Origin of the sequence: Pseudomonas sp. SJZ077 (assembly GCF_007993905.1) — a bacterium.
Lineage (GTDB): Bacteria > Pseudomonadota > Gammaproteobacteria > Pseudomonadales > Pseudomonadaceae > Aquipseudomonas > Aquipseudomonas mandelii.
Map to the genome: position 1 here is coordinate 35645 of NZ_VIUJ01000023.1, position 21738 is coordinate 57382.

Annotated in this window: 20 protein-coding genes; 5 read left to right on the forward strand and 15 right to left on the reverse strand. The window is 60.1% G+C overall.

The annotated features are described in order from the left end of the window. Window positions 1-153: 153 nt before the first annotated feature. A complete protein-coding gene (locus FBY01_RS26565; protein ID WP_010459832.1) occupies window positions 154-873 on the forward strand; it encodes a FadR/GntR family transcriptional regulator in 720 nt (239 codons plus the stop codon). Between the two features lie 113 nt (window positions 874-986). Here the strand turns inward: FBY01_RS26565 and FBY01_RS26570 are convergent, their stop codons facing one another. The 8 genes from FBY01_RS26570 to FBY01_RS26605 form a co-directional block, all read right to left on the reverse strand. Next, entirely contained in the window at window positions 987-3371 is a 2385-nt protein-coding gene (locus tag FBY01_RS26570) for an RND family transporter (RefSeq protein ID WP_042932105.1), read from the reverse strand. Between the two features lie 28 nt (window positions 3372-3399). Then, entirely contained in the window at window positions 3400-4467 is a 1068-nt protein-coding gene (locus FBY01_RS26575) for a YCF48-related protein (RefSeq protein ID WP_145310140.1), read from the reverse strand. Between the two features lie 384 nt (window positions 4468-4851). After that, the gene (gene pepN / locus FBY01_RS26580) at window positions 4852-7509 is read right to left on the reverse strand and encodes an aminopeptidase N (protein WP_145310142.1); all 2658 of its coding nucleotides are present in this window, start codon (window positions 7507-7509) and stop codon (window positions 4852-4854) included. A gap of 10 nt (window positions 7510-7519) precedes the next feature. After that, entirely contained in the window at window positions 7520-8350 is an 831-nt protein-coding gene (locus FBY01_RS26585; protein ID WP_042932108.1) for a DUF2797 domain-containing protein, read from the reverse strand. After that, a complete protein-coding gene (locus FBY01_RS26590) occupies window positions 8347-8607 on the reverse strand; it encodes a YeaC family protein (protein WP_010459822.1) in 261 nt (86 codons plus the stop codon). The genes FBY01_RS26585 and FBY01_RS26590 overlap by 4 nt, the downstream gene beginning before the upstream one ends. A 30-nt stretch (window positions 8608-8637) precedes the next feature. Further along, entirely contained in the window at window positions 8638-9507 is an 870-nt protein-coding gene (locus tag FBY01_RS26595) for a rhomboid family intramembrane serine protease (RefSeq protein WP_145310144.1), read from the reverse strand. Further along, on the reverse strand, window positions 9504-10478 hold the full coding sequence (locus tag FBY01_RS26600) for a metallophosphoesterase (RefSeq protein WP_370654424.1): 975 nt from the start codon (window positions 10476-10478) through the stop codon (window positions 9504-9506). Before FBY01_RS26600 ends, FBY01_RS26595 begins: the two co-directional genes overlap by 4 nt. Then, window positions 10475-11365 carry an NAD(+) kinase gene (locus FBY01_RS26605; protein WP_010459816.1) on the reverse strand — a complete coding sequence of 297 codons (891 nt, stop codon included), beginning with the start codon at window positions 11363-11365 and terminating at the stop codon, window positions 10475-10477. The genes FBY01_RS26600 and FBY01_RS26605 overlap by 4 nt, the downstream gene beginning before the upstream one ends. A 107-nt stretch (window positions 11366-11472) precedes the next feature. Here FBY01_RS26605 and FBY01_RS26610 point away from each other — a divergent pair, with 107 nt between their 5' ends. Next, window positions 11473-12423 (forward strand): DUF1853 family protein, encoded by a 951-nt coding sequence (locus FBY01_RS26610; RefSeq protein WP_145310146.1) that lies wholly within the window; start codon window positions 11473-11475, stop codon window positions 12421-12423. A 131-nt stretch (window positions 12424-12554) separates the two neighbouring features. Here the strand turns inward: FBY01_RS26610 and FBY01_RS26615 are convergent, their stop codons facing one another. Both FBY01_RS26615 and FBY01_RS26620 read right to left on the reverse strand, forming a co-directional pair. Next, on the reverse strand, window positions 12555-13838 hold the full coding sequence (locus FBY01_RS26615; RefSeq protein WP_010459813.1) for an arsenic transporter: 1284 nt from the start codon (window positions 13836-13838) through the stop codon (window positions 12555-12557). Between the two features lie 112 nt (window positions 13839-13950). After that, window positions 13951-14511 carry an NADPH-dependent FMN reductase gene (locus tag FBY01_RS26620; protein WP_145310148.1) on the reverse strand — a complete coding sequence of 187 codons (561 nt, stop codon included), beginning with the start codon at window positions 14509-14511 and terminating at the stop codon, window positions 13951-13953. A gap of 175 nt (window positions 14512-14686) precedes the next feature. Here FBY01_RS26620 and FBY01_RS26625 point away from each other — a divergent pair, with 175 nt between their 5' ends. Then, the gene (locus FBY01_RS26625; protein ID WP_010459809.1) at window positions 14687-14947 is read left to right on the forward strand and encodes a hypothetical protein; all 261 of its coding nucleotides are present in this window, start codon (window positions 14687-14689) and stop codon (window positions 14945-14947) included. A gap of 88 nt (window positions 14948-15035) precedes the next feature. Next, the gene (locus tag FBY01_RS26630) at window positions 15036-15929 is read left to right on the forward strand and encodes a LysR substrate-binding domain-containing protein (RefSeq protein ID WP_145310150.1); all 894 of its coding nucleotides are present in this window, start codon (window positions 15036-15038) and stop codon (window positions 15927-15929) included. On the opposite strand, the gene FBY01_RS26635 is transcribed toward FBY01_RS26630, so the two are convergent. From FBY01_RS26635 to dnaQ, 3 genes are all read right to left on the reverse strand, one after another. Continuing rightward, window positions 15895-16509: a GNAT family N-acetyltransferase gene (locus FBY01_RS26635; RefSeq protein WP_145310152.1), complete on the reverse strand. Its 615-nt coding sequence runs from the start codon at window positions 16507-16509 to the stop codon at window positions 15895-15897. The two genes, FBY01_RS26630 and FBY01_RS26635, sit on opposite strands and share 35 nt — an antisense overlap. 14 nt (window positions 16510-16523) lie before the next feature. Further along, window positions 16524-18779, reverse strand: coding sequence for an Orn/Lys/Arg decarboxylase N-terminal domain-containing protein (locus tag FBY01_RS26640; RefSeq protein WP_145310154.1), 2256 nt, complete (start codon window positions 18777-18779; stop codon window positions 16524-16526). A 203-nt stretch (window positions 18780-18982) separates the two neighbouring features. Beyond that, window positions 18983-19741, reverse strand: coding sequence for a DNA polymerase III subunit epsilon (gene dnaQ, locus FBY01_RS26645; RefSeq protein ID WP_010459800.1), 759 nt, complete (start codon window positions 19739-19741; stop codon window positions 18983-18985). A gap of 190 nt (window positions 19742-19931) precedes the next feature. Between dnaQ and FBY01_RS26650 the strand changes: the two genes are divergently transcribed. Beyond that, the gene (locus FBY01_RS26650) at window positions 19932-20234 is read left to right on the forward strand and encodes a DUF2388 domain-containing protein (RefSeq protein WP_145310157.1); all 303 of its coding nucleotides are present in this window, start codon (window positions 19932-19934) and stop codon (window positions 20232-20234) included. Between the two features lie 138 nt (window positions 20235-20372). Here the strand turns inward: FBY01_RS26650 and rnhA are convergent, their stop codons facing one another. Together rnhA and FBY01_RS26660 are read right to left on the reverse strand one after the other, a co-directional pair. Next, the gene (gene rnhA, locus FBY01_RS26655) at window positions 20373-20825 is read right to left on the reverse strand and encodes a ribonuclease HI (protein ID WP_008152099.1); all 453 of its coding nucleotides are present in this window, start codon (window positions 20823-20825) and stop codon (window positions 20373-20375) included. 92 nt (window positions 20826-20917) lie between these two features. Next, a complete protein-coding gene (locus FBY01_RS26660) occupies window positions 20918-21676 on the reverse strand; it encodes a class I SAM-dependent methyltransferase (protein ID WP_010459795.1) in 759 nt (252 codons plus the stop codon). Window positions 21677-21738: the final 62 nt, after the last annotated feature.

The window sequence follows — 21738 nt, forward strand, 5'->3', positions numbered from 1 at the left end:
CGATAGCGGTCGAACATTCAACATTGATGTTGACTGAACGACCGCTATCGCGTGCAGGCTCACTTCCACATTGGCTCTTCATCTGATTCAGGACCGGGTCCGCGCCTGCTATCATGCGCGGCATCTCCATCGCACAGGATCGCGCCGTTCCCCATGGATTACCGCAAACCCTCCGACCGCAAAAGCATGCACTCGCGCATCGTCCAGGAATTGGGCATGCAGATCGTTTCCGGGCGCTTCAAACCGTGCGACAAACTGCCCGCCGAAGCCCTGCTGTGCGAGGAGTACGCGGTCAGCCGCCCGGTGCTGCGCGAAGCCACCCGCGTGCTGGTTGCCAAAGGCCTGGTGTATTCCCGTCCGCGGGTCGGCACCGTGGTCAAGCAGCGCAAGGAATGGCACATGCTCGACCCGGATGTGCTGCACTGGCTAATGCAAAGCAGCCCGCAGAATGAATTTTTCGAGTTGCTGACCAGCGTGCGCAGCATCATCGAACCCGCTGCCGCCGCCCTCGCCGCGCAGTTCGCGACCGACGCAGACATCGCCTCCATCGGTGAAGCCTACCAGCGCATGGAAGCCGCACCGACGCCGGAAGCGCTGTTGCAGCCGGACCTGGATTTTCACAGCCGCATCGCCGATGCGACCCACAACGATCTGCTGGCCAACCTGTGCAACATGCTGTCGGTGGCGATTGCTGAAGCGCTGAAACATTCCAACCAGCGGCCGAACCTGCATGAACTGGCGCTGCCCCGACACAAGGCGATCCTGACGGCGATCGAGAACCGCGATGCGCTGGGTGCGCGGCATGCGACCCTCGTTCAGCTCGACGATGCGCGCAGTGCGCTGAACGTCGTGCTCGGCACTGATCCCTCATAACCAACGCGGTCCTTTTTAGGAGCCAGCAAGCCGGCTCCTGCAAAGGGTTGTGTTAATCCCAAGATGAAAAAAAGCCGCAACCCAGGTTGCGGCTTTTCTATTTCAGCCAGGGATCAGTGAGCGAACAACGAATTGCCCTTCTGCCCCGCCAGTTTCTCCGGCTTGATCAGGAAGCGAGCCAGCGCCGGCAGCAGCCAAAGCGCACCGAACATGTTCCAGAGCAGCATGAAGGTCAGCATCAGGCCCATGTCGGCCTGGAACTTGATGGCCGAGAAGATCCAGGTGCACACACCGATCGCCAGGCACAGGCCGGTGAACAGCACGGCTTTACCAGTGGACTTGAGCGTCTGGTAGTAGGCTTCTTGCAACGGCAGGCCTGCACGCAGGAAGCTTTCCAGACGGCTATAGATGTAGATGCCGTAGTCCACGCCAATCCCCACCCCCAGCGCCACGACCGGCAGGGTCGCGACTTTCACGCCGATGCCCATGAAGGCCATCAGGGCGTTGCCGAGTACCGAGGTCAGCACCAGCGGCAGCACGATGCACAAGGTCGCCGCCCAGGAACGGAAGGTGATCATGCACATGGTCGCGACGCAGATGTAAACGAGGATCAGGATGGTCAGCTCGGATTCCTTGATCACCTCGTTGGTCGCCGCCTCGATACCGGCGTTACCCGCCGCGAGGATGAACTCCAGGCCGTCCTTGTTGTTTTCCTTGGCGAAGTCCTGCACCGCATGCACGGCGCGATCCAGGGTGGCGGCCTTGTGGTCGTTGAGGAACACCAGTACCGGCGCCAGGGAGCAACTGTTGTTGTACAAGCCATCGGCACGGGCAATGGAGTTGTTCAGTACGTCCGGGTTACGCGACAGGGTTTCCCATTTCAGGTTGCCCTCGTTCATGCCCTTGATCATCTGCTTGGACACGGTCACCAGGGAGATCGCCGACTGCACGCCCTCGGTGTTCTGCATCTTCCACATCAGTTCGTCGATCGGCGCCATGGCTTCATAGCGCGAGCAACCTTCGGACTTGGTCTTGACCATCACCACCAATACGTCGGAGCTGGTCGAGTAGTTGCTGATGATGAAGTTGTTGTCCTTGTTGTAACGCGAGTCCGGCCGCAGTTCCGGGGCACCCTGGTCGAGGTCGCCGATTTTCAGGTTCTGGCTGTACCAGAGGCCGCCGCCGAAGGCCAGCAAGGCCAGGACGATCGACACCGGTGCGACTTTCGGGCTGGCAAAGCTCGACAGCAGGCGCCAGAACGGGTGTTCGCGGTGCGCGTCTTTCTTGCTGCGTTCGACAGCGCGCTTGCTGATGCCGACGTAGGAGATGGCGACCGGCAGCAGGATCAGGTTGGTGAACACGATCACTGCGACACCGATGGAGGCACCGATGGCCAGTTCACGAATCACACCGATGTCGATGATCAACAGCGTGATAAAGCCCACCGCGTCCGCAAGGATCGCGATCATCCCTGGCAGGAACAACTGGCGGAACGTGCGGCGTGCGGCGGTCAAGGCGTTGTCGGCTTCGCTGGACTGCAAGGCGATCCCGTTGATCTTCTGTACGCCGTGGGAAATACCGATGGCGAAGATCAGGAACGGCACCAGCATCGAATACGGATCAAGCCCGAAACCGAAGAAGTGCATCAACCCCAACTGCCAGACCACCGCCACCAGCGTCGTACTCAACACCGCCACGGTGCTGCGCATGCAGTTGGTGAACCAGTACAGCAGGATCAGGGTGATGACGAAGGCGACGCCGAAGAACATCACCACCATGACCAGGCCATCGATCAGGTCGCCGACTTTCTTGGCGAAACCGACGATGTGGATCTGCACATTAGGGTTCTGCGCTTCAAATTTGTCGCGGATCTTTTCTTCCAGCTCGTGGGAGAACTTGCGGTAGTCCAGCGCCAGCAACTTGCCCTGATCCTGCGGGTCCGGGTAAGACTCCAGCAGCGGGATGTCGACGATGCTCGACTTGAAGTCGTTGGCCACCAGGCGCCCGACCTGACCGGACTTGAGCACGTTGTTGCGAAGCAGGTCGAGGCTTTGCTGGGAGCCGTTATAGCTCTGCGGGATCACTTCGCCACCGGCAAAGCCCTCCTCCGTCACCTCGGTCCAGCGCACGCTCGGGCTCCACAGCGACTTGAGGCCGGAACGGTCGACGCCGGAAATGTAGAACACTTCGTCGTTGATCTGACGCAGGGTCTCCATGTATTCCTTGGAGAATATGTCACCGTCGGTGGCTTCCACGGAAATGCGCACCGTGTTGCCCAGGTTCGCCAGATCGTTGCGGTGCTCCATCATCTTTTGAATGAAGGGATGATCCAGGGGGATCATTTTTTCGAAACTGGTGGACGGCCGGATCAGCGTCGCCTGCCAGAACAGGAAGATGCTGACCAGCAGGCAGATGACGATCACTGCCGGGCGGTTGTTGAAAATCAGGCGTTCCAGAAACGTCGCCTTGTCTTGGTGATGACTGCTCAAGGATGTCATAGACCCGCCTTCTTATTATTTGCCCGGCTCATTTGGACGACCCGTTTTTGCCATTCTCTGCGCCGGTTGGCGTGGTGACGCGAACGCCACCCTGTCCTGCCAGAATCAGATTGCCGTTGCCTGCTGCGGTCACCGCCGAAACGGAAATGCGATCCGGGCGGTTGAACACGCTGAAGGTTTCACCGTTATCGTTGCTGCGGATCACCGAGCCGCCGTTGCCGACGATGACAATCGAGCCGTCGTCGAGCAGCGTCGCGCCGGACAGACCGAACTCCAGCGCACCGCGGGTAGCCTTGAGTTCGACCGGTTCCCAGGTCGTGCCGAAATCGGTCGAGCGGAACAGATTGCCCCGCAACCCGTAGGCCAGCAGTGTGTTGGCCTGAGCGGTGCCGATCACGCCGAACAGCGAACCTTCGTATGGACCTTCCAGTTTTTCCCAGGTCTGGCCCCAGTCGGCGGAGCGGAACATGCTGCCCTGCTCCCCGACGATGAACAGCCCGGCATCCTTGATCGCCGCAATGCCGTTGAGGTGGTACTGGTCTTCGTTGTCGAGGCGATCACTGGCATCTTCCCAGTGCTTGCCACCGTCGGTGGTGGTCAGCAACGCACCGTAGGCGCCCACGGCAAAGCCGCTGTTGACGTCCTGGAACCAGACGTCGAGCAGCGGCGATTCGCGTTTCAAATCTTCGAATTGCTTGGTCCAGGTGGCGCCACCGTCCTCGCTGGCGAGGATCTGAGCGTCATGGCCGACGGCCCAGCCGTGTTGGTCATCGGCGAAAAACACCGACGTCAACAATTGCCGGGTCGGCACTTTGGCCTGGGTCCAGGTTGCACCCTGGTCATCGGAATACAGAATGTGCCCGCGATCACCCACAGCCACCAGGCGCTTGCCGACTTGCACGACGTCGAGCATCAGGCTCTTGCTGGCTTTGGCAGATTCAACGGCATAAACAGTGTCGGACGCTGGCGCCGCAGCGGCCACCGCAGGTGCCGACAGCACGGCACAACCCAACAGCGAGAGCGCTGTGGCCAGCAACGCGAACTTGCGTAATGCCGGCGGGCGGCAGATACCCACACCCATGACAGGCTCACTCATAGACCTTCCCCCATTATTATTGTTAGGTCGTTCAACCTTTCAGGGCGCCGTAAGGGGTGCTCATCGGGATTGCCTGTTCTGGAGCATAGTCCTGAAATGCGCAATCTAGAGCCCCTTCGGAAGCTGGCTTATCCTATCGGGGTTTGGAAAGGTCTGACAATCGACGCCACGTTATGTTTTGTTAACTGGGGGGATAGCGGGTGTGGATGAATGGGGAGGCATTCGGAGGGGTGATGTTAAGCAAGATCGTGAAGATCGTTCCCACTCTGCGTGGGAAGGCCGCCATGGACGCTCTGCGTCCGCTGTAGAGGCTGTGCGCGGAGCGTCACGGGATGCATTCCCACGCAGAGCGTGGGAACGATCAGGTACTCCGCGGAACAGGGATCAAGCCAGGCTTTTGCTGACCACTTCAAACACATCGCTGGACAGCTGACCCGAAGCACGAATCCGCTCCAGCTCGCCTTTCATCAACGCCTGACGGGCGTCGTCGTATTTGCGCCAGCGAGTCAGCGGCGCCAACTGGCGGGAAGCGATCTGCGGGTTGAAGCCATTCAACTCGATCACCAGATCCGCCAGGAAGCGATACCCGGAACCGTCCGCCGCATGGAAGTTGATCAGGTTCTGTCCGGCAAACGCGCCGACCAGCGCCCGCACCTTGTTCGGGTTCTTGATGTTGAACGCCGGGTGCTCCATCAACTGACGAACGCGCTCCAGACCACCGGGCAACGTGCTGCCCGCCTGGACACTGAACCACTGATCCATGACCAGCGGATTGTCCTTGAAGTGCTCGGCAAAACTCGCCAGCGCCAAGGCCTTCTGCTCTTCAAACGGCGAATTGACCAACACCGCGAGCGCGGTCAGGCGTTCGGTCATGTTGTCGCTGGTCTCGAATTGTTCCAGCGTCGCCGCCAACACTTCCGGCTTGCCGCTGAGCATCAGGTACGACAGCGCGATGTTCTGCAAGGCACGACGGGCGAAATGCTCGGCCTCGGCCACATACGGGGTTTTCTTCGACAGATCGCGGTTGGCCTGATAACGCAACCACAGCGCCTCGAACAAACCTTCAGCCAATTGCTTGCGGGCAAACTCGCGAGCGATATGGATGGCGTCGACGTCAGCCACGTCGCTGATTTCGGTCAGATACGCCTCACCCGGCAGCGAGAGCATTTCCGCAACCATCGCCTGATCCAGCGTCTCGTCGGACAGCACGGTGCGCAGAGCAGAAACCAGACGTTGATCCAGCACCAGTGCTTCGCCCTTTTGCTGCTGAGCGATCAGCTCTTGCAGCACTTGAACCGACAATTGCTGACCGGCATCCCAGCGGTTGAAACCGTCGCTGTCGTGCTGCATCAGGAACATCAGTTGATCGCGGTTGTACGGGAAGCTCAGTTTGACTGGCGCCGAGAAGCCGCGCAGTAATGAAGGCAGTGGCTGTTCAGTGATGTCGACGAAGGTGAAGGTCTGCTCGGCTTCGGTCACCGAAATCACCCGCGAAGCGCCTTGGGCGCGGTCTTCACCGGAAAGACGCAACGCAATGGCCGCCCCTTTCGAGTCAAGCAGGCCCAATTCCACAGGAATCACGAACGGCAGTTTTTCCACCTTGTCCGGGGTCGCCGGGCAGCTTTGGCGGAAAGTCAGGCTGTAGGTTTTCGCGGCGGCGTCGTAGGACTCGCTCACCGCCAGACGCGGGGTACCGGCCTGGCTGTACCAGCGCTTGAACTGGGTCAGGTCGACACCGTTGGCATCTTCCATGGCTTTGATGAAGTCGTCGCAGGTCACGGCCTGGCCGTCATGGCGTTCGAAATACAGGTCGCTGCCTTTGCGGAAGCCTTCGGCACCGAGCAAGGTGTGGATCATGCCGACCACTTCCGAACCCTTTTCGTACACGGTCAGGGTATAGAAATTGGAAATCTCGATGAAGCTGTCCGGGCGTACGGCGTGAGCCATGGGACCTGCGTCTTCAGCGAACTGGTGAGTACGCAGATAAGCCACGTCCTGGATGCGTTTCACGGTGGCCGAGTTCATGTCGGCGGAGAAGCCCGAATCACGGAACACGGTGAAGCCTTCCTTGAGCGACAACTGGAACCAGTCGCGGCAGGTCACGCGGTTGCCCGACCAGTTGTGGAAGTATTCGTGCGCGACGATCGCTTCGACACGCTGGTGCGCGGCATCGGTGGCGGTTTCGGCGCGGGCCAGTACGGCGCTGGAGTTGAAGATGTTGAGGCCCTTGTTCTCCATGGCGCCCATGTTGAAGTCGTTGACCGCGACGATCATGAAGATGTCCAGATCGTACTCGCGACCGTAGACCTCTTCGTCCCAGCGCATCGACTTCTTGAGGCTGTTCATCGCGTGCTGGCACTTGTCGATGTTTTCCGGCTCGACATAAATGCGCAGCGCCACCGAGCGTTCGCTCATGGTGGTGAAGCTGTCTTCGACGCACCACAAGTCACCGGCCACCAGCGCGAACAGGTACGCCGGTTTCTTGAACGGGTCTTCCCAGGTCGCCCAGTGCCGGCCGTCTTCGCCGGGACCTGAGGCAATCGGATTGCCGTTGGACAGCAACACCGGATAGCTATGCTGCTCGGCAATGACCGTGGTGGTGAACGTGCTCATCACGTCCGGGCGGTCGAGGTAATAGGTGATCTTGCGGAAGCCTTCGGCCTCGCACTGGGTGCAGAACATCGTGCCGGATTTGTACAAACCTTCCAGGGCGGTGTTGGTTTCCGGGTGGATCTTGACGCTGGTATCGACCGTGAAGGTGGTGCTGGTCGGGTGCAGGGTCAGGTGGTTTTCCGTCAGCTGATAATCAGCGTCGCTCAGCTCGCGGTCAGCCACGGTGACTGACAGCAGCTCGAGTTGCTGGCCGTCCAGCACCAGCGGCGGCAGGCCCGGGCCGCGCTCGGGATTGCGGCGCATCACCAGTTGCGCATGGACCAGGCTGTGGTCCTCGAACAACTCGAAGGTCAGGTGCGTCTCGTCGATCAGGTACTCGGGCGCCTGATAGTCTTTCAAATAGATCATCTTCGGTTGTTCGGTGCGCATGCTGGAGTCCTTACTGATGCACGGCGAGCTGATAAGCCGTGTATTTACGAATATTGATGACGCCGGTGTCGAAAATCAGGTATTGGCCCTTGATCCCCAACAACGTGCCTTCGGCAATCGGATTCTTGTCCAGGTTGAAGCTGACGATTTTGGCCGGGTATTGCTCGACCGGATAGCGGATTTCGAGGGTTTCTACGTCGGCAATGGTCTGGATTGCTTGTAGGCCGAATCGTTCCTGCAAACCTTGCAACCCTTCGGCGCAGCTGTCGAACAACTGATCGCGAACCTCGGCCAGGTTCACCGACACCGCGTCGCCCTTGAGTAAAGCACGCCAGTTGGTCTTGTCCGCCACCTGACTGCGGAACAGGTCCTCGACAAACCCCGATTGCTGGCGGGTCGAAACGCGCATGATCGGCAACGCCTGACGGGCGCCCTGGTCGATCCAGCGAGTCGGCAGCTGGGTGGCGCGGGTAATCCCGACTTTCACCCCGGACGAATTCGACAGATACACAATGTGATCGGTCATGCAGAACTTCTCGCCCCACTCTGGCTCACGGCAGGTGCCAGCGTCGTAGTGGCAACGCTCCGGGCTCATGATGCAGAGGTCGCACTGCGCCAGTTTGGTCATGCACGGGTAGCAATACCCCTGGCTGAAACTGGTTTTGGTCTTGCGCCCGCAATGGGTGCAATGAATCGCCCCCAGATATTCCAGACGCACCGTGCTGCCGATCAAGGGATTGACCGGCACCTCGACGTCATCCAGACGAAACGCGTACTGCACGTTCGGCCCGTCAAGGCGCGCCGACATTTTGCTGATTGCACCACGGCCAATCTCAATCAATGGATGGCATCCGATTTGAACAGGATGTTCGGCACGCTGATCGACTTCGAGCTGCATTCCTGCGGGCCCATGTAGCCGGTACGCTCTTCCTCGGGCAGGTTCTGGATTTCCCAGGCGATCATCGCTTGCAGCGACAATTCACGTTGTTCGGCGGTGAGTTTGCCACCGTCGGACCATTTGCCGATCTCCACCGCCAGCTTCAGGCTCTGGTAGATATCGGGGGTGATGTTTTGAATCATTTCGTTAAAAGAGGACATCAAGGGCTCCGCTCTTTAATACATAACTGATTAGACGGCCAGTTTACGGCGGTTGTACAAACCGCCCAACAAACCGGTCAAGCATCCGACGAGCAACCCGCTGACATGGGCTGCGTTGGCGATTTCACCGAAACCGATCATCGAGACCAGGCCCGACAGGCACAGCACCAGCCACACCAGCATCATCACCAGCACACCGCGCGGCAGGCGATATGCCGGGTTCGGCGACAATATCTGGAAAATCCAGCAATGCCCGAGCAGGCCGTAAAGCACCCCGGACAACCCGCCGAACAGGGTCGGGCCACTGAAAACAAACTGGGCGTAGTTCGACACAAGGCTGAAAAGCAAGGTCAAGCCGATCAGGTTGATGCTGCCCTGACGCGACTCGATGCGCCGCCCCAGCTCCCAGTACCACATGCCGTTCATGGCCAGGTGCAGGATGCCGAAGTGGATCAGCATCGGCGTCACCAGACGCCACCACTGCCCCGCCGCCAGGCTGTCGGCCAAGGGCACAAAATGGATGTACTCGCCAACGATACGAAAATCGAGGAAGGTCAGCCAACGCAGCGTGTCGAGGTTTTCCCCCAGCAGCGTCACCGCACCGACGATCAGGCTCAGCAGCAACACCAAGCCGGTTGCCTTGGCATGGCGCATCTGCTCGACGAAACCAGGCCGCCTGGTGGTTTGCGCGACCGGAATGTCCAGCTGCTGATCAGGGTCGCCCGCCGGGAAACGTTCATATAAGGAACGGACGTCTTCGCTGATATTGGCCGGCACCCACAGCACCTGTTCACCGGACTCTTCGCTGACCCGATGCGGCACCTGCATGCGTTGCAGCAGTTTGACGAACCCGCTCAAATCCACGGCCAGCGGCAGGCGTAAAACAGCAACGGTAGTCATCGCAACACCTCCGGCCGCTCGACATCGACCCAGACAAACTTGTGCGGGTCGAGGCGGGTTTCCTGATCCAGGCGATAGGCGACCAGTTTGCCGTAGAGCACCGCGCTGTAATCCAGGCAGGCCAGGTTCGGACGGATCGGCGCCGGTTTGCCGCTGCGCCAGTAATGGCCAACGAACAACAGCGGCTCATCGACGCCGTAACGCAGCAAGGTATTTTTTTCGGTGGACGACAGGGGCGTCTGGGCCACGGGTTCGGGCAAGGCGTCGGGCTGGAACACAATGTCTCCGTAGGTTTGCGGGTCGTCTTCCCAGAATTTGGTGCGGAAGAACGAACGCGTCAGGCCATCGCCGCTGGTCATGGTCAGCCCGTGGGGCAGACGCATGTCGGTCCCGCGCAGCAAACGATCGAACACGGTGCAGGCGAAACTGCCCGGCACGGCCGAGGCCTGGAGGAAATGTTCGTCGACGCAGCCATCGGGGAACAGCGCGCGCAGCGGCTCGATCAGGCCGGCATCCCAGCAGGCGTGCACCACGCGGAAACGCCCGGCATCCACAAACAATGGCAGTTCGTAAAACCATTGCTGGAAGTCATGCCAGTCGCCGGGGTGATGTTCAAATTGCGTCAGGGTTTCACCGAGCAGGCGCGCATGGCGTGGCGTGTGTTCGCGCACGAACTGCTTGCCGCTGCCTGGCGGCGCCGGCGTGGCCCAGCCGAGGGCGTTGAATTCATGGTTGCCCATGATGCACAGCGCCTGACCGGCCTCGACCATGTCGTGGACGATATGCAGCGCCTCGCGAATCCGCGGGCCGCGGTCGATGATGTCGCCGACGAACACCGCCATGCGCGATGGATGCCGCCAGACGCCACCTTGTTTGTGATAACCGAGCCGGTCGAGCAAGTGCTCAAGGGTCAGAGCGCAACCGTGCACGTCACCGATCAGGTCGTAGCTACGCGCGGGATCGAGCATCAGTCGCCTCCACCACCCAACCGGCTGCCCCAGCCAAGCTTGGTCCGGCAGACCTCATAGTAGTTGTGGTCGAGCGGGTGGATCAGCCGCAGTTTCTGGGCTTTTTTGCTGATGGTGATGGTGTCGCCCGGCGCGCAGGTGAAATGGTTCTGCCCGTCACAGGAGACTTGCGGGTAAATCTGCATATCTTTGGACACGACGATTTTCAGCTCACTGTTGCCATCGACCACAATTGGCCTGCCCGACAAGGTATGGGGGTACATCGGCACAATCACAATAGCGTCGAGCTTGGGATGCATGATCGGCCCGCCCGCCGACAGCGCATAGGCGGTCGAACCGGTGGGCGTTGCGACGATCAGGCCGTCGGCCTTCTGGCTGCAGACGAACTGGCCGTCGATGTACAACTCGAATTCGATCATCCGCGTCGATTTGCCCGGGTGCAGGACCACGTCGTTCAGCGCATCGCCCTGGCCGATGGCCTCGGCATGGCGCCGGACTTCGGCTTGCAGCAGGAAGCGGTTTTCCACCAGGTAATGGCCATCGAGCACTTCGGCGACTTTGACTTCCAGTTCATCCGGGCGAATGTCGGTCAGGAAACCGAGGCTGCCCCGGTTGATGCCGAGCACTGGAATATTGTGTCGGGCCAAGGCACGCGCGGCGCCAAGCAGGCTGCCGTCACCGCCGACCACAATCACCATGTCACAGACTTCGCCGAGCATCTTGCGAGACGAGGTTTGCAGGCCATGACCGGGCAGGACTTCGGCGATGGTGTCTTCGAGAATCACGTGCAGGTGACGATCTAGCAGAAACCGTTTCAGTCGGCGGACGGTATCCAGCACCTGCGAACTGCCCAGGCGACCGATGATGCCGATATTACGAAATTGCTCCATGGGGTTCCTGCGCGACGGTGAAAAACACGATTATGGGCGAAAGCGCGGGATAGACAAAATCCTTTCAGCCACAAGGGTGTACTCATGTTTAGGGCTATGCTCGCAAGATGATCCTATTTCCCGATTTGCTCCAGTTACCCCACCAGTTGCGCCACCCCGAGGTGCGCGACCTTGCCTGGGTCATCCTCGCGCCGCCGATGCTCGACACCACTCCGTGGCCGCAACGCCATCCGCTGGCCGGCAGCGACTGGGTGCAGGCACCTGAGCAGCTGGAACGCTGGCTGAAGCAACTCGACCGCGACAGTTACGACTTGCTGCACTGGCTGGCGCAGGCCAGGACCCGGCGGCTGGGCCTGTATTACGAACGCTTGTGGCAATACGCCGTGCGCCATGCGCCGGGTATCGAGTTGATTGCCGCCAACATGCCGATCCGCCGCGGAGGCCACACTTTGGGCGAGCTGGACATGCTGTTGCGCGATCGCGACGGCGTGCATCATCTGGAACTGGCGATCAAGCTGTATCTGGGGCCGCAGAATGGTGACGGACAGGACACGGCGCAGTGGCTCGGACCAGGCTGTCATGATCGACTGGACCGCAAACTGGCGCATCTGACGCAACACCAACTGCCGATTTCCGCCCGCCCCGAGAGTCGCGAGGTACTGGCGGCGCTGGATATTCAGCAGTTCAGCGCGCATCTGTGGCTGGGCGGTTATCTGCTGTATCCGTGGCCAGGACAAGCCGAGCCCCCCCACGGTGCCCATCCACAGCATCTGCGCGGCAGCTGGCTGCATCAGAAAGACTGGGCGGACTTTGTCGTGCAGCGCCCGTTCGGCCGCTGGCAACCCCTGCCCCGCCATGCATGGCTGGCGCCGGCGCATTACCCGGCGGAACAGACCTGGAACACCGGGCAGCTGGACGCATGGCTCAGTGACCTGGAGCCATTGGCCCCGGCGCAGTTGATGGTGCGCCTGATCGAGAACGCGGATGGGGATTGGGAGGAAGCGGAGCGATTGTTTCTGGTGGCGGATCTTTGGCCGAACGTGCCGGGCAGTGGTTGAGATTTGTAGTGCCTGGGTTGACCCCTTCGCGGGCAAGCCTCGCTTCTACAGGTTTTGTATCGTTCGCTGAATTTGCATTCGTCATAAATCCTGTAGGGGCGAGGCTTGCCCGCGAAGAAGCCACCCCCGTTCTAAATGGATAACCGCAAAGCCAAAGCCGCCAACGTCACCAACAACACCGGCACCGTCAACACCACCCCGACCTTGAAGTAGTACCCCCAGCCGATCTGAATGTTCTTGCGTTGCAGCACATGCAACCACAACAACGTCGCCAGACTGCCAATCGGCGTGATTTTCGGCCCCAGGTCGCTGCCAATGACGTTGGCATAAATCATCGCTTCCTTGACCACTCCCGTGGCCTGGCTGGCATCGATCGACAGCAGACCAATCAACACCGTTGGCAAGTTGTTCATCATCGACGACAACAGCGCGGTCAGCACGCCCGTGCCCATCGCCGCGCCCCAAACGCCGTACTGCGCGAACCCGTCCAGCCACCCCGCCAGATACCCGGTGAGCCCGGCATTGCGCAGGCCATAGACCACCAGGTACATGCCCAACGAGAAAATCACGATCTGCCACGGCGCTTCTTTCATCACCTTGCGCGTGGAGATCTTGTGGCCACGGGCGGCGATGGCCAGCAGCAACGCGGCACAGACAGCGGAGATGGCGCTGATCGGAATGCCCAGCGGCTCAAGGGCGAAGCAGCCAATCAACAGGATGGCCAGCACTGCCCAACCGGCATAAAACGTCGCCTTGTCATGGATCGCCGTCGACGGATGTTCCAGTTGCTCGGGGTCGTAAGCCTTGGGGATGTCACGACGAAAAAACCACATCAACATCGCCAGCGTGGCGGCGACGCTCACGAAGTTGACCGGAATCATCACCGCCGCATAGCGGTTGAAGGTGATATCGAAGTAGTCCGCCGAAACGATGTTCACCAGGTTCGACACCACCAACGGCAGGCTCGCGGTATCGGCGATGAATCCGGCGCCCATCACGAATGCCAACGTCGCCGCCGGGGAAAAGCGCAGCGCCAGCAGCATGGAAATCACGATCGGGGTGAGAATCAGCGCCGCACCGTCATTGGCGAACAACGCCGACACCAGCGCCCCGAGCAGCACCATATAAGCGAAGAGTTTGCGCCCGCTGCCCTTTCCCCAACGGGCCACATGCAAGGCTGCCCAGGCAAAGAATCCCGCCTCATCCAGCAACAGACTGATGATGATCAGCGCCACGAAGGTGCCGGTGGCGTTCCAGATGATCTGCCACACAATCGGGATATCAGCCAGGTGCACCACCCCGAAAATCAGCGCCAGCACGGCGCCGAATGTCGCACTCCAGCCAACCCCCAGGCCTTTGGGTTGCCAGATCACCAGGGTGATGGTCAGCAGGAAAATCAGCGACGCTATAAGCATGCGGGTAAACGCCTCTGGAAAAACGAGGCGTGAATATATGGAATTCCGAATATGCAGTAAAGCAAAGACTGAACAACCCGGCAGCTGCTACAGGGGATGTGTTGCGTTCAGGTCACTCTTTCTTATGCTGCTCGACCCATTTGCCATACGCATTGATGAAATTCTGCAAGAACGGCCTCACCGATTCGGACAATTGGCCCGACTCATCGAACGCCGATCCTGCGCCCCCCAGATAAGCTTCCGGCTGCTGCATGCACGGCACGTCCAGAAACACCATTGACTGACGCAAGTGATGGTTGGCCCCAAACCCGCCGACAGCCCCCGGCGAAACGCTGATCACCGCTCCTGGCTTGCCGCTCCAGGCGCTCTTGCCATAGGGACGCGATCCCACGTCAATCGCATTCTTCAGCGGTGCCGGCACCGAGCGGTTGTATTCTGGGGTGACGAACAGCACTGCGTCGGATGAACTCACTTGTTGTCGGAAAGTGCTGTAGGCTGCCGGCGGTGAAGTCCCATCGATGTCTTCGTTGTAGAGCGGCAGATCGCCGATTTCGACGATGGTGAGCTTGAGATTGGCAGGCGCCAGGTCGGCCAGGGCCAGCGCAACCTTGCGGTTGATTGATTCCTTTCTCAAGCTGCCGACCAGTACGGCGATCGTGTAGACGTTGCTCATTGAAGACTCTCGACTGTTCGATGGGAAAGACTTGTAGTTATAGATGACGATTCACCCAGTGGGCTGTTGAATTCACCGCCCCTGACTATTTTTTTCCTGTAGGAAAACTTACTTCGCTTAACCACGGTCTACAGAACCGCAAATTGAGTGATTTATCTCCAGAGGTTCTAAGCAGATGGCAGCAGTACTCGTCGATCAGTTCCATGCAAGAGACGCGGAAGGCCGCGTTTATTCCGTGCATGAGTTCCAGGAATCCACCCCGTCGGCAGACGGCCTCGGCGACACGAAGCCTGTCACCACCTATAAGCTGGCCATTGGCGATCGCGTCAAGAAGCTCGATGACAACCAGTTTCTGCTGATTCAGTCGGATGTCACCATCGTTCGCGAACCCGACACTTACGTCGGCATCCGGCCGGAAATCACCACCGCCTCATAACCCCGCGTTATGAGCAGAAGTCATATGCGCGCACTTGAGTTAGGATTCAGTCACTGACTCCCTCACCTGCTGAACATGGACTTCACGCATGCGTTTACGTCATATCGAAGTGATCCACGCGCTCTTGCAGACCGGTCATCTGGGCACCGCCGCCGAATGGCTGCAGTTGCCGGTGGCCGAGGTCGAAGGCATTTTGCGCGATGCCGAGGATCAGTTGGGATTCATGCTGTTTTCCAGCGTGCGTGGACGTTTGCAGGCGACGCGCGAGGCGCGGGAGCTGCAGGTTGAAATCGCCCGCGTGTATGACTCGCTTGAACCGGTCCAGCGCCTGGCCAGCAGCCTCAAGCAGTATCAGGCGCACCCGCTGCGCATCATCTGCACCCCGCCGCTGGCCCAGCAGTTATTGCCCCACAGCATCGCCGCCCTGCGCCGACGCCTTCCCGATGCGGCTTGCACCCTGCTGAGCCAACCCACCCGCGAGATCGTCAGAAGCCTGCTGCTGCGTGAAAGCGATCTGGGGCTGAGCCTGCACGATCCCGACCACGCCGACATCTATTGCCAAGTGATTGCCCAAGGCAAGCTCCAGCTGTTGGCGCCCCATGGCTGGCTGCAACCGAAACAGAAGTACATTTCGTTGCAGGATCTGGCTGGCCAGTCGATGGTTGGCCTGGAAGGTCATGATCCGCTAAGCCCGGCGCTCGATAACAAATTGCATGCCTTGCGCCCTGCCCCGGTCATCCAGACGCGGGTGCAGACTCATCAGATGATGCGCAGCATGGTCGAGGCCGGCGAAGGCCTGGCGATTGTCGACCCCTTCACCGCCCTTGGGGCCAAGTCGAGCGGCCTGGATGCCTGCCCCTTGGCGCCTGCGGTGCCGATCAGCCTCTATGCCCTGACCCTGAAGAACGGCGAGCCCATGCCCGCCGTTCAGGTGCTGCTGGACATCCTCACGGAACAAGCCGTGGCGATGTTGTCGAGCTGAGCGGGTTTTCCAGCGGATTATCGAACAGGCGATACCAGAACAGCGCGACTTCGGCGGTGTTCGGGTCGATGCCGCGATAACGCAGATGATCGATCCCGCCTATCACGAAACCACAGCGCTCATAGAGTCGACAGGCGCCCAGATTGTTGTTCTGGGTTTCGAGCATGATGCCCGGCAACTTCTTCTTGCGACTCCAGAACTGCGCCACATCCAGCAACGCCTTGGCCACACCGTGACGGCGGGCTGGCGCATGCACGGCCAACTCGTCGATATGGGCAAAGCCGTTCCAGTTGGTGCTGACCACCAGATGGCCGACGGGCTCGTCATCGAGATAGGCCATGAACACCGCACTGTCGGCGGCATCGCGAAAACTGCTGAACTCCTCGGGATCAATCCCGTAGCACTTTCGATAAGGGGTGATCGCCGTGACCCGCCACTGCTCCACCGGTTTGCCGATTTCAGCGGCGCCATAGGCCGCGACTTCAAAACTGAAATCGCTGCCCCAGATATAGGGCGCAAACCCCTCATCGGCGACACGCACCGAGAGGCCTGGGTATTTGGGATTCATGATCGGTTGCATGCTGGGAAAGGTCCTCATTCCTTGATGCAATCGACGGTGTAATGCCGTCCATTGCCCTCGTCTTCGTGTTGCAGTCCGTGCACATCAACGACAAACCCGGGGAAGCTGCTGTCAAACGTGCGAGCAAACGACAGGTAATCGATGATCGACCGGGTCGACTCGGTGAACCGCTCCCCCGGCATGATCAGCGGGATGCCGGGTGGGTACGGCACCAGCATCACCGCGGCAATTCGCCCTTCCAGGGCATCAATCGACACTGCCTCCACCTCTCCCCGCACCAAATGATCATAGGCGTCAGCCGGCTTCATGGCGATTTCCGGCAACACGGTGTACATGCGCTTGAGGTGTTTGGCCGTGGCATTGCGGCGATAACAGGCGTGCAGTTGATCGCACAAATCCCGCAAACCCATGCCCTGATAACGCGCGACGTTCTGTTGCGCCACGCATGGCAGGCACGACGCCAGACTGACATTGGCGTCGTAACTGCGCTTGAACTCCAACAATTCGGTCAGCAACGTGCTCCATTTGCCCTTGGTGATGCCCATCGAGAACAGCACCAGGAATGAATACAGGCCAGTCTTCTCGACCACCAGCCCGCGCTCCCAAAGGAACTTGCTGACCACCGCCGCGGGAATCCCGCGCTCGCTCAGTGCGCCGCCCGCCGTCAGGCCAGGCATCACCAAGGTGACTTTAATCGGATCAAGCAACACGTAATCGTCAGTCACCCCACCAAATCCATGCCAGTCGGCGTCGGGTTGCAGCAGCCAGTCTTCGGTAACCACATGCTCGATGCCTTCCACCGACGGTGGCTGCCAGATGGAAAACCACCAGTCGTCCGCAGCGATGTGCTGGCGCAGATTGGCCAGCGCCCGGCGAAAACTCAGGGCTTCGTCGAACATTTCCTGCAACAGCGAACGCCCGGCCGGGCCTTCCATCATCGCCGATGCCACGTCCAGCGAAGCGATGATGCTGTACTGCGGCGACGTCGAGATGTGCATCATGAATGCTTCATTGAAGCGATCGCGATCCAGTTGCCGCGCACCTCCGTCCTGGACATGAATCATCGAGGCCTGGCTGAACGCGGCCAACAGTTTGTGTGTGGAATGCGTGGTGAATACCAGCGGGCTGTCTTCGCTACGGGACGTGCCCATGCCATAACGACCGGCGAAAAACTCGTGGAACGCCGCGTAGGCGTACCAGGCCTCGTCGAAATGCAGGACCTCGACGCTGTTGCCCAGGCTCTGCTTGATCAGTTCGGCGTTGTAGCAAAGGCCATCGTAGGTCGAATTGGTCACCACGGCCAACTTGACCTTGAGCTCACGCCCCTGGGTCAGCGGGCTGGCGTCGATCTTTGCCTGAATCGATTCGCGGCTGAACTCGCTCAGCGGAATCGGCCCGATGATCCCCAGTTCATTGCGCTCCGGGCACAGGTACAACGGAATCGCGCCGGTCATGATGATCGAGTGCAGTACCGACTTGTGGCAGTTACGGTCCACCAGCACCAGGTCATCGCGAGCGACCATCGAATGCCAGACGATCTTGTTGGCGGTCGAGGTGCCATTGATCACGAAAAAGGTGTGATCGGCGCCGAAATTGCGCGCAGCCCTGGCTTCCGCTTCGGCGAGCGGGCCAGTGTGATCGAGCAAGGAACCCAGTTCCGGCACCGACACCGACAAGTCCGAGCGCAGGGTGTTTTCCCCGAAAAACTGGTGAAACGCCTGCCCCACCGGGCTCTTGTGATACGCCACGCCACCGCCATGGCCGGGTGTGTGCCAGGAATAGTTGGAATCGGCGGTGTGTTGCACCAGTGCCTTGAAAAACGGCGGAAGCAAACCATCCAGGTATTTACGGGCCGCCCGGGCCACTTGCCGCGCCAGAAAGGGCACGGTGTCTTCGAACAGATAGAGAATGCCGCGCAGCTGATTGAGTTCGGCCATGGCATCGGCCGGGGCGTTTTCCAGCGTGACCTGTTCGCCCAGCGCAAAGATCGGCAAGTCCGGCGCCCGCACTCGCGCCAGGCCGATCAGCTCGGCCATATTGTGTAACAAATGAGAGTGGGCGCTGGCGTCTTCGGCGGCGATCAACATGCAGGAAAGGCCGTGATGGGTCGAAGCGACCAGCCGCCCTTCGGTGTAGTCCACCGCCGAAACGATGCTGAAGCCTTCCTGCTCCAGTTCCCGGGCGATGCCACGCACGCGATCACCGGCGACGGTGTCGGCCTTGATGTCGCGATGCACGATCAAGACCGGGAATTTCAAATCTTTATACATGAGGCTCAGTGTCCTGAGGCTGCAGACCGTGGCCTGCCAATATGCTCAGGGTAGAGGGTTGAAGCGGATGTGGCGAGCGACGATGCCCTGAAGCGGGTCAATGAGTGCACCATCATGTGGCCATCAACTCTCCAACATTCAGCAGGAGTACTTGTGGCAAGGAAGCACCCTCGCCACAAAAGCCCTGTTACATCTGATTCGCCTCAAGCCTGCGCCTTGGCCTCGACCAACTGCTGCCACAGCGACGGGGCGCCGGCGGACTTGGCGATGGCTTCCAGGCGTGCCACGTGCCGGGCCAGGTCATCTTCGCTGGCGGGGATGATCCGGGTCGGCTGGCGGTCGGCCGGCAAGCGGCGGATTTCGGTGGCGGAGTTGTCAGCGCCTTCGCCGGAACCGTTGCCGTCGGACGCATTACCGGCCAGTGACAGGCTGGTCTGGCCGCCGGTCATGGTCAGGTAAACGTCGGCGAGGATCTCGGAGTCGAGCAAGGCGCCGTGAAGTTCACGACCGGAGTTGTCGACGCCATAACGTTTGCACAACGCATCGAGGCTGTTGCGCTGCCCCGGGTGACGTTCCCGGGCCATCATCAGGGTGTCGAGGATCGAGCAGTGTTGCGTGATGTCCGCACGGTCGTGCTGGCCCATCAGGGCGAATTCGTTGTTGATGAAGCCAACGTCGAACGCCGCGTTATGGATGATCAGCTGCGCGCCTTTGATGAATTCGAAAAACTCATCGGCCACTTCAGTGAACCGCGGTTTGCCCACCAGGAATTCGTTGGTAATGCCGTGGACGCCGATGGCGCCTTCGTCACTCTCGCGATCCGGTTGCAGGTAAACGTGGAAATGCCGGCCCGTCAGGCGCCGACCGATCAACTCGACACAACCGATTTCGATAATCCGGTGGCCGTCGGTCACCGGCATGCCGGTGGTTTCGGTATCGAGTACAACGGATCTGGTGGCCATCAGTGCTCAGCTCTCAACGGGTCAATCTTGCAAAAGCGGCGATGTTAACACGCTCGCGGGATCCGGCGCGCGCACTGCCAGGTGACGGGCGCTCATGCAGTTTTTAACAATCATTAGCAATGTTCATAAAGTCTGGAAGCCGATGGATTGCTAGCGTGCACCCCTTGCTTACCCAGGGTTCGAAATCGTCATGAAGACTGCACGGCTGGTTTTATTGAGTACCTGTTTGCTGGGTTCCGGCGCCCACGCCACCAGTTTTGTCATCAGCACAGACGTCACCGTCAGTCTGACGATGAGCTCCACCAAAGGCACCAGTGGCTCATTCAGCGACGACAAGATCGTACTTGCGGCCAAGGATGATGCGGCGGCGTTTGTGGCGAGCGAGGGGGTGATTCGCGGGGCGCGGATCCAGGCGGCGTTTTTGCGGATTCGCGGGGTGATCAACGAACCGTATTCAGACCAACAACTGGCCACCGCGATCTTGATGCTGTGACACCCCGCAGGAGCGAAGCTTGCTCGCGAAGAACGATAACCCGGTCTCTCAGTTACACCGCGGCGCTTTCTTCGCGGGCAAGCCTCGCTCCTGCATGGATCTCCGGCAGACAGTGCTCGCGAAGGGCGGCACTACCGATCAAGCCTGCTTGTACCCGCGCACTTCATCCACGCCACGGTTGGCCAGTTGGTCTGCCCGTTCGTTGCCATGGTGGCCGATGTGCCCGCGTACCCATTTCCAGGTGACGTTGTGGCGGTTGACCTGCTCATCCAGCAGTTTCCATAGGTCAGCGTTTTTGACCGGTTCCTTCGCCGCCGTTTTCCAGCCACGCTTCTTCCAGTTGTCCATCCACTCGTTGATGCCTTTCATCACGTACTGGGAGTCGGTCACCAGCAGCACGTCGCAGGAGCGCTTGAGTTCTTCCAGGCCACGAATCGCGCCCATCAGCTCCATGCGGTTGTTGGTGGTGTTGGCTTCGCCGCCCCACAGCTCCTTTTCAATGCCTTTGCACACCAGCAACGCGCCCCAGCCGCCAGGGCCAGGGTTGCCTTTGCAGGCGCCGTCGGTGAAGAGTTCTACGCTATCGCTCATGCCAATCTATCCAGAAAATGCGGTGGCTCGCCGATCAGTGACCGACGATGCCCGAGGCCGGGGCGAACCCGGCCGGGAAAATAAAGAGTGTATTACGGCTCGATGTTACGACGGTTGACCTTGGCCATCGGCAATGGAATCAGCTTGCCCATCGGTTCGCGCCGTTCCTGACGGACGGGTCGCAGGCCAACAACGATCTTGCGCGCCACCAATAAATAGAAGCCGCCGCCCGACAGTTGCCAGTCACCGGCCTTGCGCTCCCAACCGGCCAGGCGAGCCTGCCAGGCGGGTGACGCAAGCGGCGGACGATAGCACCCGAAGCGGCGTTTCTCCAGCGCGAAGCCCAGCAGATTCAGCCAGTCGCCGACCCGCGACGGCGAGATGCAGCGCGCCTTGCGCAAACCGTCGTGAGCGAACACATGGCGCAAGCCCCAGCTGCTCCAGGGGTTGATCCCGATGATCAGCAGATGCCCGCCGGGCCGCACGCTGCTCGCGGCTTCACGCAGCAAGCCGTGGGGCGACAGGCAGAAATCCAGGCCGTGCTGCATCACCACCACATCAGCGGCATGCTCGCTCAACGGCCATGCCTGCTCTTCGCAGACGATCTCGACCCCCGGCAACGGCGCGCCAAGTCGCACATTGCGCTGAACCTGGGGTGCCGACGGCGGTGTCTGGGCCGACGGGCCGTAATGCACCAGATAGCCACCGAAGAAGCGGCCCAGCTCGTCTTCGAGCATGCGCCGCTCTTCGTCCAACAGAAATTGCCCGATGGGCCCGGACAGCCATTCACGGGCCGCGCTGATCAAATTCAGCCACTCAGGATCGGCCTGAGCGAACGCTTTATCGGTCATTGCATTCTCCAACGCGCCAGGAAGTTCTAAGATGCGCCATTGTTTTCCGCTTGGCGAATCCG